Source organism: Neobacillus sp. BF23-41 (genome assembly GCF_041106275.1).
The window spans coordinates 1-15,614 of sequence record NZ_JBGBPR010000029.1; the positions used below are offsets into that span (position 1 = coordinate 1).

Sequence of the window (15,614 nt, forward strand, 5' to 3'; positions counted from 1 at the left end):
TTGAATCATGACCCGATTCCAACTTACGGGGAAGAGCACCAAACTAATTTTAGCGGGTATAGAAGCAGTCGAGCTTTTTACAAAATCAAAGGTTCTAAGATTTTGATCCATGCGGATGTGAATGGAGCTTTTAATATTGTCCGTAAACATACCAAGGATGTCTTCGAAGGATTGGAAAGAAAACAATTCCTCCAATCCCCACGAAAAATAATCATCATGAAGAAAAGAAATGCAAAGCTGAAGGTCTCGGCCTGATGTAGTAGCGGGACTGGTGGTAGCCCTCGTAAAGACAATGCGGCTTTATAGCCTATTCTTTCGAAACCCCTAGCTTTAGCTATGGGGATACTCATATGCTCGTATCATAAAAAGCACCTCACTATATTTCCTTAAAATTGATTATAGGATAATATTTATCGAATATCAATAAACTTTTACCTATATTTAGTATATTATTATCGATTGATCAAATTCATAAAAAAGACCGGACATGCAGCTGCATGTCCGGTAAGCAAAAGACGGTTCCTATCTAAGGAGTCCGCTGTGAAGAGATTTTATTAAAAGTTTAAAGAAGTGCCTGACACCCGATCATTTCGAATTCGTAAATTGGGTACTATTGTGCCACATTGTAAACAATCGAGAATCTTTTTTCGCCCAACCACTTTTCTCCGTTGTCATCTATTTTAATGGTAGCCGTATAATCCCCTTCCATTTCAAATGTAGCTTGTCCAACATACACACCATTTCCTGTTTCCTTCATTTTCATAGAAATATCTCCATGACTCATCCCTTGCATATCTAAATCTGCGCTAACCTTTGCACCTTTTACTGGTTTACCTTCTCGATCGAAAATCTTTATTTGAATAGGAGTAGATTGATCGGGTGTAAATGATTTGGGGGTAACTAGCTTGATCTCATAATTATTTGAACTGCAGCCTGTTATCAAAATTAATATGAGGCCAATAATTAAACTCGTACATTTGTTCATTCCTCCCCATCCTTTCTTTAGTTTTATCTTGATAATATAAAATGAGGCACTCACCCTTTAAGATTATCATCCAAAACTATGACAGTTACAAATATTTCATTTGAACGGAAGGGCTATATTTTTTATTGTGGAAACGAAAAAACCAGATATGCTTCGGCATATCTGGCTTAGTGTTGTCCTTCTCGCCCGTATCCTCTTAGATCGGCATCTCCTTGCCGGTATGATCGACGAATTGGAACTTTGTCTTGGGCATCACTTTGCATTCGATCAGATCCAGAATGCCGCGTGCGGCTTCGCGAGGATCAGATGGCGCGTTCTCTCCGCCCATATCCGTCTTCATCCAACCGGGATGAATGCTGAGCACCTGAATTCCCCGGTCTTTGACGTAAACCTGCAGTTGTTGGCTGAACATATTCAGCGCCGTCTTCGAGATTGCGTATGGGTAATCGTTTGGATAGGCGTTGCTGATGCTCCCCGCTTCCGAGGAAATGTTGATGACCGATGCGTCCTGCTCCGTCAACAGCTGCAAAAAATGCTTGACAACACGCAGCGGCCCGTACAAATTCGTATCGAACGACTGGATGACTTCGTCCATATACAGTTTCTCGATAGGGGTGTTGCGCGCCGTAAGGATCGCCGCATTGTTCACAATCGCGCCAAGCTCCCTGCCTTCATTCTTCAACTGAGAGGCAAGCGCAGCGATGCACGCTTCGTCCGTTACGTCCAGGTCGGCCACAATCAGACGATCGCCGTGCTTATCGGCAAGCTCGACCAGTTTGCCAATACTCGTTCCTTGCCTGCGAACGCCGGCAATCACGGTATGACCGCGCCTCAGCGCTTCGGCCGTCATTTCATAGCCCAATCCGCGGCTCGCGCCTGAAATTAGCAGATTCATAGTTATTCCTCCTTTATTATGCCTTCGGTAATGATGATATGCGGCTTCTCAAAGCCAAAAAATTCCGTGTACGCCTGGCTCACCTTCTCGTTATCGATTAGTCTTCAAAAGGATATTTAAGCCCCCATTGACGTCGTAAATCATCACACTGCCTGATAATGGATAAGCTTTGTTTCCATGTCATGATTGGCGATTCTTTCAGATTCTTCCTTATACATTCATTCACATGTGCAATCTCATATTGAAATCCATCATCATTAATGCCTTCGACTCTTTGAGGTATATTTTCTTCATAGGTAGTGATCTTACCATCCTTCATCACATTAATTAAGGTAGGTTTCCAAAAGGATGGCACTTCAATATAGCCTTGAGTACCATAGATCATGGCAACATCAAGCATATCCGTTCTCACACCGCTACTCATGACGACAAGCTCACCTTTGTCATACTTGGCAATGTAACTTGCTTGCTCATCGACTTGTATATGGTAATCATCAGAATCAATAGTTGCGTATCCTGTAAGTGCAACTGGATATTTCCCTAATATTTCTTCGGCAAAATGAAGATTATATACACCTGCATCGAGAAGACCGCCACCAGCAAGCTCGGGATTCATCCATCGTTGATCACGGAGTTCAACCGGTAATCTGAAAGAAAATGCCATATTCATGGCTCTTACTTCACCGATGCCCTCATCATTGAAGAGTGACTTTATCTTATTCATTATTGGAAAAAATCTTGTCCACATGCCCTCCATGAAGAATACATTGTTCTTCTTAGCACATTCCAACACTTCAATCAATTCGTTTTCATTGACACATGCCGGTTTTTCTACCAATACTGATTTTCCATGCTCCATTGCCATAATTGCCAATTCTTTGTGGGCTGTATGTGGTACTGGAATGTAGACGACATCAATATCCGTTCTCTTTACCAAAGCTTCATACTCTAATGCCACGGAAATATTGTACTTTTGGGCCATCCTCTGCGCACTTTCTATTGTTCTAGAGGATATAGCCACAATTTCCATATCATTCAACTGTTTTGCACCACAAATCCATTTGTCTACAATGCTCCCTGACCCCATTAATCCCCATTTTATTTTACTTTCCATGGTTATATCCATTCCTTTCGCTTCGCTCAAGACACAAAACGGAATGAAAACCTTTGCCTTGAGCTGTTTTTTTGTATTCTGAATATACGACCCAAATGGGCTACAGACAGGGAAATCGATCAGCGACATTCATGCGGGCTTTCGTGTTTTTTAATTTTGTTTGCGCTTTCATCATAACAAAATCCCAGAATCAGAGAATTAGAGAATATTAACATTTTAATTGGACATTATTGAATCGATTTTCCGGCCGAATTGCGCTTAACACCCTCCAGACCTTTCTTTTTGGGGTCCAGACCTATGTCCATCGAGCTAATTTGAATATATAGGTACTCATCAGACTGTAAGGACTAAAAGAACGATTCAATTCTGCCGCTGTTCAACTCCTATATGACATTCTCACTGAATTGCTTCAGAAGAAGATTGCAGAATTGAATGAGATAAAATTGGTACAACAAAGGGATATCCAAGTCTTCATCGACATTTTAAAACACTTTAGTATGAAAAACCTCCAAAAATTTTAATTTTTGGAGGTTTTTTGTGTATGTTTAATTTGTTGAGCATAGTTCAGAGTAATTTATACTGCATCAATTGTGATGGTAATAAAACTACTTTCCAGGATATAGCATTGAACCTAAATCTAACTATATGCTGAAAAACCTTCCAAAAAGGAGAAAATGGAAGGTTTTTCGGCATGCCCTTTTGAAGTATATCATGAAGAATTTAGATTTTAATGAAAAATATTGGTAAACTATTTGCTGTTTTAGCTCCTAATCATTCATTAATTTTATCATCTATTTTTTTTAATAGTCTTAAAGAGTCTGCCTCAAGTACTTGCTTTACATCCTCTGATAAATTACTCCCCTTTTCCAGAAACACTCGGAAATCATTAAGATGTTTCATGGATTGTTCAAATCTACCTTTATCTAAATGATGCTTTGACTGCTCTAGCTTATTTATTAACTTATTATATTCACTTTGAACAACATCACCAGATTTTGTCATCTTATCAAGATAGTTCATAATTGATGAATGAGTTGTCTCTATAGGATTCAGTTCAAAATTATCAAACCTCGTGTAATTATGGTTTGATCTAAATCCTACTTTTCCTTGTGTAAATGCTGTGCTGCTGTTGTCAGTATAATCTATTTTAGGAGTTTCCATATCTCCAACAAATATCTTTATATTGGTTCCTTCTGCAACAACTTTCATATGCTGCCATGTATTTAAGGGGGCATTGATTTCTGCACCTTTTAAGTATGTCCAATTATAATTAAATTTCCCTAAATGAACACCATCCTTATTGATATAAGCTACATAACCTTGCATGAAATTTGGATTATTTTGACCAAGTTCAATACCATTGGCTGGATTATTTACTCTAAAAATTAAACCACCGTCACCTGTCCCTGCTCCAATATTAATATCTGCTTCAACCGTATAATCCTTCCACTTGCTGTCTCCGATTACCGATTTCGCAAAGGTACCAGGTGCTGTACTATATTCCCCTTCAGGTGCTGTTGGTTCTTCGCCTTTATCTGATGTAAAATTAATACTTCTAAAGTCAAATTCTCCTTTTACCATTTCTGCCTTAATAGTATGTTTTCCAGCTGGTAAAGAAATATCTTCTTTAATAACACTTTCCCAGTTATCCCAGCCCGCTGTTTTTGGCACATCTATGATACCTGTTAAATCGACAGTATCATCAAGCCAAAGCCTAATTTGACTTCCCTCTAGATCAGTTGCAACTCGTATATCTACTTGATAATTGTCCTCTTTTTCAATATCGACATTGTATTTTAACCATTCTCCTGCTTGATTCCAGCCAACATTATAACCGCCCTCTGGATTAACGCGGATATCTACAGAATCTCTTCTATATTTACCACCAATGTTTTCAGGAGAATTATCATGATAACCAAAACCTTCGCCACCAGTAATATAGTCAACCGCCATTATTTTTCCTGGAAGCTTCTTATGATTATCAAATCTGTGGAGTGTTAATCTGGAAATATCAAATTCTCCTTGAAGGGTTACTAGCTTTAATGTGTGTTTTCCAGCTGGTAATAAAATGTCCTTTAATGAAATGTTTTGCCAACTATTCCAATCTCCTGTATTTGGTATGGTCATTTCTCCTGTTAAATCGATCTTATCATCTAAAAGGAGCTTTACTTTTCCTCCATCTCTAGTTGCAGATGTAAGAATATCTAAACCATATGTGCCCTCTTCTTCAATGTTAACATCATATGCCAGCCATTCTCCTGTTTGGTTGGAGCTAACTGCGTAACCCCCTTCTGGATTAACTCGAATATCTACAGAATCGTCTCGGTATTCTTGTCCACTTTCCTCCACAGTGTTATCGTGGTATCCTACACCCTCACCACCAAGATTGTATTCTGCGGCTTCAATGATTCCAGGAACTGGTTTATGAATATCAAAAGAAGTAAAATCTAGACTAGTAAAATCAAATTCTCCTTCTACTATCTCTACCTTAATCGTATGCTCGCCCTCCGGCAATGTAATTCCTTTTTTAATAACTGGCTGCCAATTATTCCAATCACGTGTGTTAGGAACATCCAACACACCCGTTAAATCTGTTTTATCATCTAGCCATAACCGAACTTTTGCCGCATTAAATGTTGTTGCTGTATTTAATTGAACATTATATAAACCTGTTTCTTTAATAGAGACATTGTATTTAAACCATTCTCCTGTTTGATTCCATCCAACTGCAGTACCACCTTTTGGATTATCACGAATATCTACAGAATCTCCTCTTAATACACCGCCAATATTTTCGGGAGTTGTTTCATGATAAGCTACTCCCTCACCACCAGTTATATAATAGGCAGCACCGATTGAGCCTGGTATCGGTTTGTATGCATCAAAGGTGCTAGGTTTATTTGTTTTAACCGTCCAAAATCCTTCAATTTCCTCCCAGCCTTCACTCTTTCCATCATTAAAATCTGATGACACTTGATTTACTTCTTTATTTTTTTGGAAATTCATATTCGATAAATCAAACGTTCCATCCTCGACGACTAATTTTAATGTATGCTTACCTTTTGGTAAATCAATTCCCTCAATCGAAAATGTTTTCCAATCGTCTGTTTTTGGAATATTTAATACACCTGTCAATTCAGTCGAGTCATCTAACACTAATTTTACTTGTGCATTATCGCTCGAAGCAGATACTCTTAGGTCAACATTGTAAGCAGCTTCTTCTGTAACATTTACATTGTAGTTGAGCCATTCGGTTTTATTCAAACTTACGTTATATCCACCCTCAGAATTCACTTTAAAATCAACAGCATCTCCTCTATATTTTCCCTTTGTACTTTCAGTAGTTGTATCATGAAAGCCTATCCCTTCACCGCCTTCATTATAGTGAACTGCTTCTACCTTTCCTGGTAAAGGTTTATAAGCATTAAAAATGTTACTTCCGTTAACTTTATTGCTGAATGCAGTAAAGCCAAATGCGGCATGTAGATTAAAAGCGGTATATCCGATTTGACCTCCATTTAGCTCAGCAATTTCACGAGTTTGTTTTTGCATTCCATCTACAAAAATCTTAAAGGTGCTGGAAGACTTTTCTACTCGAATTTGATGGAGCTTAGAATAATCATAGCCCTCTGGTAAATCCGTTGCTTCGCTGCTCTGTTCGACCCCGTTTACAATAAAGAAAGTTTCTAATTGATTTTTCTTAGGACTTAGTACCGCTAATCCGTAGTTGTTTTCATCCTTATAAGAGAAAACAGCACCCAATTGTGGATTATTTTTTGATCCTTGTTCAATCGCTTTCATATTAAATTCTGCCGTATAGTCTGAGGCAGTGGAAGCTTTCGTCAATTGTTTAAACGAATTAGTATTATTTATTGTCGTTTGTTGAAGCCACCCAGGCATATCTGAAGTAATAGTCCAACTTCCCCCATTTATATTTTTCCAATTCTCATCAAGTGAAGCTTTGGCAAACCTCTCACTAAAATCGGGTAAATCCGGGTTAGGCTGTTCTGCAGTAGTTGGACCAAGAACGAGCATCTTATCTCCATTCCAAGCGATTCGATCTAGATTCATATATCTTCCTGGATTCGCATGACTGTGATACACCATATAATCAGAGTCAAGATCTGGCCCTCGAACGACTGAATTATGCCCTAATCCTACATTCTCCCCTTCTGTATTTAGCAATATGGGATTTTGTGCAAGGTCATAAGAAAAACCAGTAATCGGACTATCGCTGCTTGCATAGTCAACACGATACGCTTTGTTCCATACATGATTTCCTGTATAGGTCATAAAATATTTACTATTTCTTTTAATAATCGTTGGCCCTTCTGTCCAGCCATCCATTTCTGCACCAGTGTTTGATACTTGACCAAAGGTATAGGGATCTGTCATTGGACGTGCATCAATTCTTCGATCTCCCGTACTGTAGAAATACCATTTTCCATCATCATCAATAAACACATGACCATCAATTCCCATGCCTAGGTTACCAGTTTGCTTCACAAAGGGACCTAATGGATTTGAGCTTTTGTACACATAATGACCATTTCCCCCGGGTGAAGTGTACATATAAAAATCACCATTCCAATATACAACCTCAGGGGCATAGGCAGCCTTGGTTGTAGGTTCTTCCGTCACTAGGCCACCATACTCCCAATTGACCAAATCTTCTGACTTCCAAGCTTTTACACCACTCTTATCATCCACCGTACTCACATAAAGATAATAAGTACCGTTGTGTTTTAAAATATAGGGATCTCCTTCTCCATAAAACACTCCTGTATCCCATGTCCATGAATTTGATAATTTTAAGGGGTTATTGTAGGCAAAGGCCGATAATGGCAAGGATAATATTAAACCGGCTAAAATGGCTATCGTTACAAACTTTTTCAGAAAAATCTCCTCCTTTATTTATACTCCTAGCAATCATTCAAACTAAAATTCTATTAAGTATTTGCATAAATTCTCCAAATCCTTCTACGCAAAAATGTAACGATTTAACTTGTGCTACTCTCAAAATCGAAAAAACAGCCAAAAAAAAATCAACCTATAACCAAAGGAAATGATTGAGAGCTAACATTCCCTTTGGTTAGATACTATTGATTTGCTATATACCATATTGAATAGTGAGACTAATAACTATATTATTGCTTTTAAAATTGATAGTTTCCCATCTTTGATATTGATTTATTTTTAGCTAAAGCTAAAATTCCTGCCGATAGAAACATTAAAGCCCCTAAAAGATCCATCACAATATAGGATCCAAACCCTAATAGGATAAACCATATAGGTTTTTTAACTTCTGCTGTATCATCCTTCAATGTTTTAGCTAAAACAAAGTTTAAGATTCCCATTATAACAAATAGCATTCCAAAGCTAACTGAAAACATATACAAACTACCAAAAATGGATTGAGCAGCCTCAAGTCTAGCAAGTGTGTTATACGAAGAATTCAGTCCTTCATTTTTAATATATGAAGCATAAACAAAAATGGTAAGGAGCCCTGAGACTATTTGCCAAATAGAACCGAACATAACTAATCTTCTTTCTAGTTTTCTATTCACAATAAAACCTCCTTAACAAGCAGCATTTGTTTTAATCATCCTTTAACTCCGGATGACAACGATAGTGATTCCATAAAGTATTTTTGTGTGAATAGATAAAGAATAAATGTTGGAACAATTGCTACCAGTGCTCCAGTTAAAGCATGAGCAACATCAAGCGCATACATTCCCTGAAGTAATTGTAATCCTGGTGTAATTGGCATTTTTTCAACATCATTAAACACAATCGATGGCCATAAGAAGTCATTCCAAGAGGCTGTAAATGTAAACAACGCTACAACAGTCAATACAGGTCTTATTAATGGCAATATTAACTTAGTGAAAATTTGAAAATCAGAAGCACCATCCACTCTTGCAGATTCATCAAAATCCTTCGGAATCCCCTGCATAAACTGTCTTACGAGAAAGATATTAAATACTCCAGCTGCCCCTGGAACAATCGCTGCTAAATAATTATTTACCCAACCTAATGTATCAATTATTTTATAGAGTGGAATAAGATTTACGACTGCCGGGAACATCATCGTTGCCATTAAAAAGACAAAGAGAGCATCTCTTCCTTTAAATTTCATTCTTGAATATCCATAACCGGCTAATGAAACGATTACTAATACTAATACTGTTTGTGATACTGATATAATAAGCGAGTTCATAAACCATTTTGCAACTGGAGCACTTGTGTTACCAAACAGTACATCCTGGTAATTACCAATCACCCAATTAATGGGTAAAATCGTAAAAGCTCTTGATTGAATATCAGCTTCACTTTTGAAGGAAGTTATAATTGTATACAATACAGGTACAATCCATATAAACACCATGAATAGTAAAAAGATTAAAGAAACATATTTTGATACTCTTTTTTTCCCCAAGGTAAGCACCTCCTAATCACGTTGTCTTAAAAAGAAGAATTGGATTGCAGAAACAGCCATAATACATAAACCCAGGATTACAGCCATAGCTGCCCCAATACCAGCAATGGAAATTCCAGATCCAAATGCGTTCTCTTGAATGTACATTAACAAAACTGTAGTTGAACTCGTTGGTCCACCTTTTGTTAACATGAGTGGTTGCCCATATACATTGAATTGCGAGATTGTCGTAATGACAACTGTATATAATATTTGAGATCGTATGCTTGGTAGAGTGATTCTAAAAAATCTTTGTAAACTATTTGCTCCATCTATAGAGGCAGCCTCATATAAATCTTTTGAAATACCGTTCAGAGCCGCCTGATAAATAATCATATTAGCACCGATTGTCCACCAAACAGTAACAATAACTAATGTAATCCAAGAGAATGGCTGCGTAGCTAGCCAGTTAGTATCAACCTTTAGATAATGATTAATTGGTCCAAAAGAAACACTAAAAAGCATTGAAAAAACAATCATTACTGCAGAAACCGAGAACAAAGTTGGCATGTAAAATAAAGCTTGAAAAAACTTCAATCCCTTTGGTTTAGTATTAAGGCCTGCAGCTAAAAGTAGAGGAACAATAATACAAGCTGGAACCGTAAAAATCACAAATTTAAATGTATTCCCCAACCCAATACGAAGTTGGTCGTAAAATGTAGATTCTTGATTAAGCAAAATTTCTTTATAATTAGCGAATCCTACAAATTCGGGATCTCCTATTAGATCCCAGTTGGTAAATGAAATATAAATACCATATAAAGTGGGAAGTAGAAAAAAAATCGCAAATAATAGTAGATGGGGTCCGATGTAAAGATACGGAGAAAGAAACCGTTTTCGACTCAATTTTTTGTCTATAACTGCAGACATATTTAATTCCTTGTTCACTCCAGTATTTATCATAAGTTTTAACTCCTATTCTTACTTTATCGAATAGAGAGAGAAACCCTTAAGCTCTTATAAGGATTTCTCTATAATTCTGCTAACACCCAATATTTTTAAGCTAATTATTAGTATTCTTATTTTTTATTATTTGCAATTTTATCCTCAACTGCTTTTTGAGCCGCTTTTAGTCCTTTATCAATATCCAATTTTCCATATATAGCATCACCGACCAATTTATCAACTTCTTCGGCTACAAAACCATTGTACTTATAATCAAAGATTTTAAGCGTATTTTGCATTTCAGGATTTTTCACTAAAAATGATTGTGGTAAGTTTTGATATTCAGGATCTTCTAATGTCGCTAATGCTGCAGGGTTTTGTCCTGCTTTAGCCCATGGAAGCGAGTTTTCTCTGACATAATCAAGGAAATCCATAATACCCTTCGTCTTCTCTTCAGAGCGATTTTTGTCCTTAAACATAACGAATTGATGAGAAGAAGTCCAGTTTACAATTTTATCAGGTGAAATCTGAGGAAAGCTTGTTAAACCCCAATTTAATTTTTTCGCTTCATTTAAACTATTTTGCATCCATATTCCTTCTGGAAAAAAGATTGCTTTACCGGATTTGAATAACTGACCAGGATCTTCCCCATCCTTATTAGTAATTTTGTCATCAACTAACCCTTTTAATAATTCTAATGCTTTCTTAGCTTCTGGAGTATTAAGAGTTGGTGTTTCACCGTCACTAGTGATATCTCCACCCAGTTGATTGTAAATCGATAAAAAGATTGGTCGTGTCCACGTTATTCCAATACCTGCAATCTTGTCTTTTTTAGATAATTCTCCAGCCACTTTTATTTCATCAAAGGTTATAACATTATCATCGAGTGCATTTGGTGCATATTTTTCGAGTAAATCTTTATTGTAATACATTACAAAACTGTGTACATCTAATGGAACACTATATCTACTTCCATTGATTTCACCAATTTTCCAACCAGCAGGTACATAGTTTTCAGCTTTAATTTCAGGATAGTCAGCCAACTTATCGTCATAAGTTGTTAATAGGTCATTGTCAACAAACTGTTTAATTCTCTCAGCATGGACAATTGTAAGGTCAGGGATACCTTTTCCAGAGTTAACAACAGTTGGGATCTTTTTATACATATCATCAGCTTCAATTGATACATTCTTTATCTTGAATTTTGGATTTGTCTTGTTATATTCATTAACGATTTGTTTCATATTTTCGCCATCAGGTCCTGTAAACGGATTCCAATAGATAATTTCATTTTTAGCCGAGGCTGAAGAACCTGAACTGGATGAACTACATCCTGACAAAGCCAACATAATTGTAAAAAGTATAGAAAACATTAATACTGCTTTTCTCTTCATTTGTTTTCCCCCCGATTTTTTATTATTAAAACTAATCCACTAACAGCTTGTAACTTGGACCCCCTCCTACTTAGGCACAGATTAATTAATAAAAAACACATTTATAATTAAGCATTTTACTTTATATAAACCCATTTAACTGAATTCTCATAATTTTCAATCAAACAGGTGCATACCTACTTGTTATCAATCTTGATAATGATGTAAAAAATTAATTTATAACATTTTTGTGCCACATATCATTAATTTCACGAATCCTTTTTAAATTACATTTTGGGGTGCGATCATATGTTAATATACCATTGATCTCCTGTTCTACATCTGTTAACTGTGTATAACAAAAACCATGTAATGAATTAGATTCATAGATTGCTTTCATAACTCGTTCAAAATCAGCTATATAATCTTCTTCACTCAAAACGGAAGTATAACCCCATCCACTTTCAATTCCAACTTTATAACCGATTCCACCAAACTCTGTTAAAAGAATTGGTTCACCACAGTGATCGAATCCTTTTGTGTAAATCCTTCGTCCTGCTGGTCTTGAGTTAAGTAGGTTTTCTTTTGTTAATACTGAATTTCGAAACTCATTGTATTTTTCAAATTCATCCTTATGTCCATGGTTATAATTATGAATAGCACATATATCAGTTTTCGTTAATTCCCATCCATCATTAGAAATGACTAACCTTGTTGTGTCAAGTGAATGTATTAAATGATACATTGCTGCCGAGTGATGCTTTTGTTGTTCATTATTACAGATAAGAGGAACTCCCCAGCTTTCGTTTAGGGGAACCCAAGTTACAATACACGGATGATTGTAGTCACGATTAATGATTTCAATCCATTCATTTGTCAGACGTGCAACTGCTTCCTCACTATATGAAGGAGCCGCAGCACATTCTCCCCAAACCAGAAAACCTAATTTATCCGCCCAATAAAGAAATAGTGGATCCTCTACCTTTTGATGTTTCCTACAGCCATTAAACCCCATTTCTTTTGATAGTTCGATATCTTTCCTTAAATCTTGCTCTGATGGAGCAGTTAATAACCCTTCTGGCCAGTACCCCTGATCAAGCACTAGTTTTTGATAATATGGCTTGTTGTTTAAATAGACCATCCCATTTTCAGTATGAATTTTTCTCATCCCGAAATAAGTAGTAATTTCATCTAGTACTTGCGCTTTCTCTCTTACACGTATATTCACATCGAATAAATTAGGACTTTCTGGTGTCCAATTCCATCCAGCATGATGGAAACCTGTTCGAAAAATTTTCCTATTATAGAGATTAATTGATCTCCTAAAAAACCCTTCATGAATTTTCACTGAATCATTCGCTACATTATCACCTTTAAACGTGATATCAATTTCAAGATTTTTATTAATATAGTCACCTGTTAATTCAACATCAATAATAATATCGCCATTGTCAATATCTGGAGTGAATTTCACCTTGTTTATATGAGTTTTATTCACCGCCTCCAACCAAACCGTCTGCCAAATTCCTGTAGTCCGTGTATACCAAATTCCATCTGATTTCTCAATCCAATATTGCTTTCCGCGAGGAATCGTCTCTTCAATAGAGGGATCTTCAACTCTTACAACAACAGATTGTGTTCCATTTATTAAATAATTAGTAATATCGAATAAGAATGGTGTGTGCCCACCTTCATGAGTACCTACTAAATTTCCATTTATGAATACCATAGCTCGATAATCTACTGCACCAAAATGCATGATAATTTGCTTTCCAATCATTGAATCAGGAATTTCAAATTTACGACGATACCAAACCCAGTCATGGAAAGTAGAATCGTTTATTCCGCTCAGCTTAGACTGATAGGCAAAAGGGACATTTATTTTTTGTTGGAATTCCCTATTATTTTTAAACCATTTTTCACCTAATCCTATATTCTGATCATCAAATTCAAAATCCCATTCCCCATTTAAATTAAGCCAGTCTTGTCTTATTAATTGTGGGCGAGGGTATTCTTGGCGAATTGTCATAACTGTCTCCTTTTACTATTAAAAATTTATTTACTGTTAATTGCTCTAATTTTGTTTAAGTCTACTTTTGGTACTCTATCTTCCTTTAGCAATCCATTAACCTCTTGCTGCACATCAGTAAGTTGTGTATAGCAAAATCCACTAATATATGAAGTATCTTTAATTCCCTGAGTAATAGATTCATAACGATTCAAGAAGTCCTCTTCACTATTTACTTGTTCACCATAGCCCCAGCCTTTTTCGGAATTGATTGCAATACCACCATATTCACTAATAATAATTGGCTGACCGTTATATTTATAGCCTTGTGCCATAGCATGCTTAAAATTATTAAATGCTAAATCGTTATGAACTACTTTTTCTTTATCAATATATCGCTTTAAAAATTCATCACCGTATTCTACATAATCGTGCAAGGAAATAATGTCAGAAATTGTATGCTCCCAGCCATCGTTTACAATAACAGGTCTCATACTATCAATAGCTTTTGTAAGATGATAGATCCCCTCTGTAAACTTTTGCTGCTTAAAGTCTGTATAAATATTTTTCACGCCCCAAGATTCATTAAACGGTGTCCATGTAATGATGCATGGGTGATTATAATGCTGTTTAACAACCTCTATCCATTCCTCTGTAAAATTTTGAACAGCCTCATCTGAAAACTCATATGTCGCCGCCATTTCAGACCAAACAAGTAGCCCTTTTTTATCTGCCCAATATAGAAATCGTTGATCTTCCACTTTCATATGTTTTCTTACTCCGTTAAAGCCCATCTCTAATGTACGATCAATATCCTCAATAATCGCTTCTTCTGAAGGTGGTGTTAAATGTGACTCTCCCCAATAACCCTGATCCAAAATTAATTTTTGATAAAGTGGAATATTATTAAGCAATACGTTCCCATTCTCTATAGAGATTTTCCTCATCCCAAAATATGATTTTACATAGTCTATTACTTTACCATTCTTAGTTAATGTAAATTCTACATCATATAAATTGGGAGATTGTGGACTCCAATATACAACTCTCCAATGATGAAAATCACTTGCAATATTAGTAGTAATTGTTTGATTTGGACGGCATACGGTTTGGTCGAAAGATTTTATTTGCTGACCTTTAAAATATATGGATGTCCTTAACTCTAAGGAATGATCAATGTTACCTGAAACTTCATATGCAAACTCAACTGATTCTATATCTATATCTGGAGTTATTTTGACTGCCTGAACATGTGCTTCATTTAAAAACTCAAGCCATACAGTTTGCCAAATTCCCGTTGTTTGAACATACCAACATTCATAACTATGATCTAACCATCTTTGTTTTCCTCTTGGCTGAAAACAGCTTTGACTATCTTCGTTTTTCACAACAATAGTTAATTCATTTGTCCCATCTAAAAAATCAGTAATATTGAAAGAAAAAGCTATTTGCCCACCCTTTTTTTTACCAACAAAGGTGCCGTTAACCCATAGCTTCGTTATATAATCAGCAGCTTGGAAATGAAGTATTATCTCCTTATTTTCATATTCACTTGGAATAATTATGCTTTTTTGATACCAGACATTAGGACAAAATACTTCCTCTCCAATGCCGCTTGATTCTGTTTCATATGTAAAAGGGACAATAATTTTTTTATCAAAGTTTAATTTTTCATACCATTTTTCCTTTTCACCTTTGTTTTCACTATCAAATTTGAAATTCCACTCCCCATTTAAATTCAGCCAGTCTTCCCTTTCAAAATGGGGACGTGGATATTCTTTTCTTGGAATGTTTTTTTTTGTCATTTTATATAACTCCTTTTAAATGAAACTTATTAATGATTTCTTGATAATCCAGCCATTGGAAGTGCTTACAT

Annotated in this window: 10 protein-coding genes and 1 pseudogene; 1 reads left to right on the plus strand and 10 read right to left on the minus strand. The window is 36.1% G+C overall.

Annotation, left to right across the window (positions count from 1 at the left end; genetic code table 11):
• Positions 1 to 255, plus strand: a pseudogene (locus AB7942_RS25905) (hypothetical protein); the annotation flags it as partial.
• 355 nt (positions 256 to 610) lie between these two features.
• Here the strand turns inward: AB7942_RS25905 and AB7942_RS25910 are convergent.
• The 10 genes from AB7942_RS25910 to AB7942_RS25955 all read right to left on the minus strand — a co-directional run bounded on the left by AB7942_RS25910 (position 611) and on the right by AB7942_RS25955 (position 15,543).
• A complete protein-coding gene (locus AB7942_RS25910) occupies positions 611 to 985 on the minus strand; it encodes a FixH family protein (protein WP_369449075.1) in 375 nt (124 codons plus the stop codon).
• Positions 986 to 1,181: 196 nt separating this feature from the next.
• The gene (locus AB7942_RS25915; RefSeq protein WP_369449076.1) at positions 1,182 to 1,880 is read right to left on the minus strand and encodes an SDR family oxidoreductase; all 699 of its coding nucleotides are present in this window, start codon (positions 1,878 to 1,880) and stop codon (positions 1,182 to 1,184) included.
• Positions 1,881 to 1,977: 97 nt separating this feature from the next.
• Positions 1,978 to 3,006: a Gfo/Idh/MocA family protein gene (locus AB7942_RS25920; RefSeq protein ID WP_369449077.1), complete on the minus strand. Its 1,029-nt coding sequence runs from the start codon at positions 3,004 to 3,006 to the stop codon at positions 1,978 to 1,980.
• Positions 3,007 to 3,765: 759 nt separating this feature from the next.
• Entirely contained in the window at positions 3,766 to 7,773 is a 4,008-nt protein-coding gene (locus AB7942_RS25925) for a carbohydrate-binding protein (RefSeq protein ID WP_369449078.1), read from the minus strand.
• Between the two features lie 377 nt (positions 7,774 to 8,150).
• On the minus strand, positions 8,151 to 8,561 hold the full coding sequence (locus AB7942_RS25930) for a hypothetical protein (RefSeq protein WP_369449079.1): 411 nt from the start codon (positions 8,559 to 8,561) through the stop codon (positions 8,151 to 8,153).
• A gap of 35 nt (positions 8,562 to 8,596) precedes the next feature.
• Positions 8,597 to 9,442 (minus strand): carbohydrate ABC transporter permease, encoded by an 846-nt coding sequence (locus AB7942_RS25935; protein WP_483310915.1) that lies wholly within the window; start codon positions 9,440 to 9,442, stop codon positions 8,597 to 8,599.
• 3 nt (positions 9,443 to 9,445) lie between these two features.
• The gene (locus AB7942_RS25940; RefSeq protein WP_369449081.1) at positions 9,446 to 10,375 is read right to left on the minus strand and encodes a carbohydrate ABC transporter permease; all 930 of its coding nucleotides are present in this window, start codon (positions 10,373 to 10,375) and stop codon (positions 9,446 to 9,448) included.
• Between the two features lie 116 nt (positions 10,376 to 10,491).
• Positions 10,492 to 11,751 (minus strand): extracellular solute-binding protein, encoded by a 1,260-nt coding sequence (locus AB7942_RS25945; RefSeq protein WP_369449082.1) that lies wholly within the window; start codon positions 11,749 to 11,751, stop codon positions 10,492 to 10,494.
• 211 nt (positions 11,752 to 11,962) lie between these two features.
• Complete coding sequence (locus AB7942_RS25950) at positions 11,963 to 13,759, minus strand: glycoside hydrolase family 2 protein (protein ID WP_369449083.1); 1,797 nt, start codon at positions 13,757 to 13,759, stop codon at positions 11,963 to 11,965.
• 26 nt (positions 13,760 to 13,785) lie between these two features.
• Positions 13,786 to 15,543, minus strand: a complete 1,758-nt coding sequence (locus AB7942_RS25955; protein WP_369449084.1) for a glycoside hydrolase family 2 protein — start codon at positions 15,541 to 15,543, stop codon at positions 13,786 to 13,788.
• Positions 15,544 to 15,614 lie beyond the last annotated feature (71 nt).

Coding starts and splice junctions, on each gene's coding strand:
- AB7942_RS25910 (WP_369449075.1), bottom strand. CDS start 985: ATGAACAAATGTACGAGTTTAATTATTGGCCTCATATTAATTTTGATA.
- AB7942_RS25915 (WP_369449076.1), bottom strand. CDS start 1,880: ATGAATCTGCTAATTTCAGGCGCGAGCCGCGGATTGGGCTATGAAATG.
- AB7942_RS25920 (WP_369449077.1), bottom strand. CDS start 3,006: ATGGATATAACCATGGAAAGTAAAATAAAATGGGGATTAATGGGGTCA.
- AB7942_RS25940 (WP_369449081.1), bottom strand. CDS start 10,375: ATGATAAATACTGGAGTGAACAAGGAATTAAATATGTCTGCAGTTATA.
- AB7942_RS25945 (WP_369449082.1), bottom strand. CDS start 11,751: ATGAAGAGAAAAGCAGTATTAATGTTTTCTATACTTTTTACAATTATG.
- AB7942_RS25950 (WP_369449083.1), bottom strand. CDS start 13,759: ATGACAATTCGCCAAGAATACCCTCGCCCACAATTAATAAGACAAGAC.
- AB7942_RS25955 (WP_369449084.1), bottom strand. CDS start 15,543: ATGACAAAAAAAAACATTCCAAGAAAAGAATATCCACGTCCCCATTTT.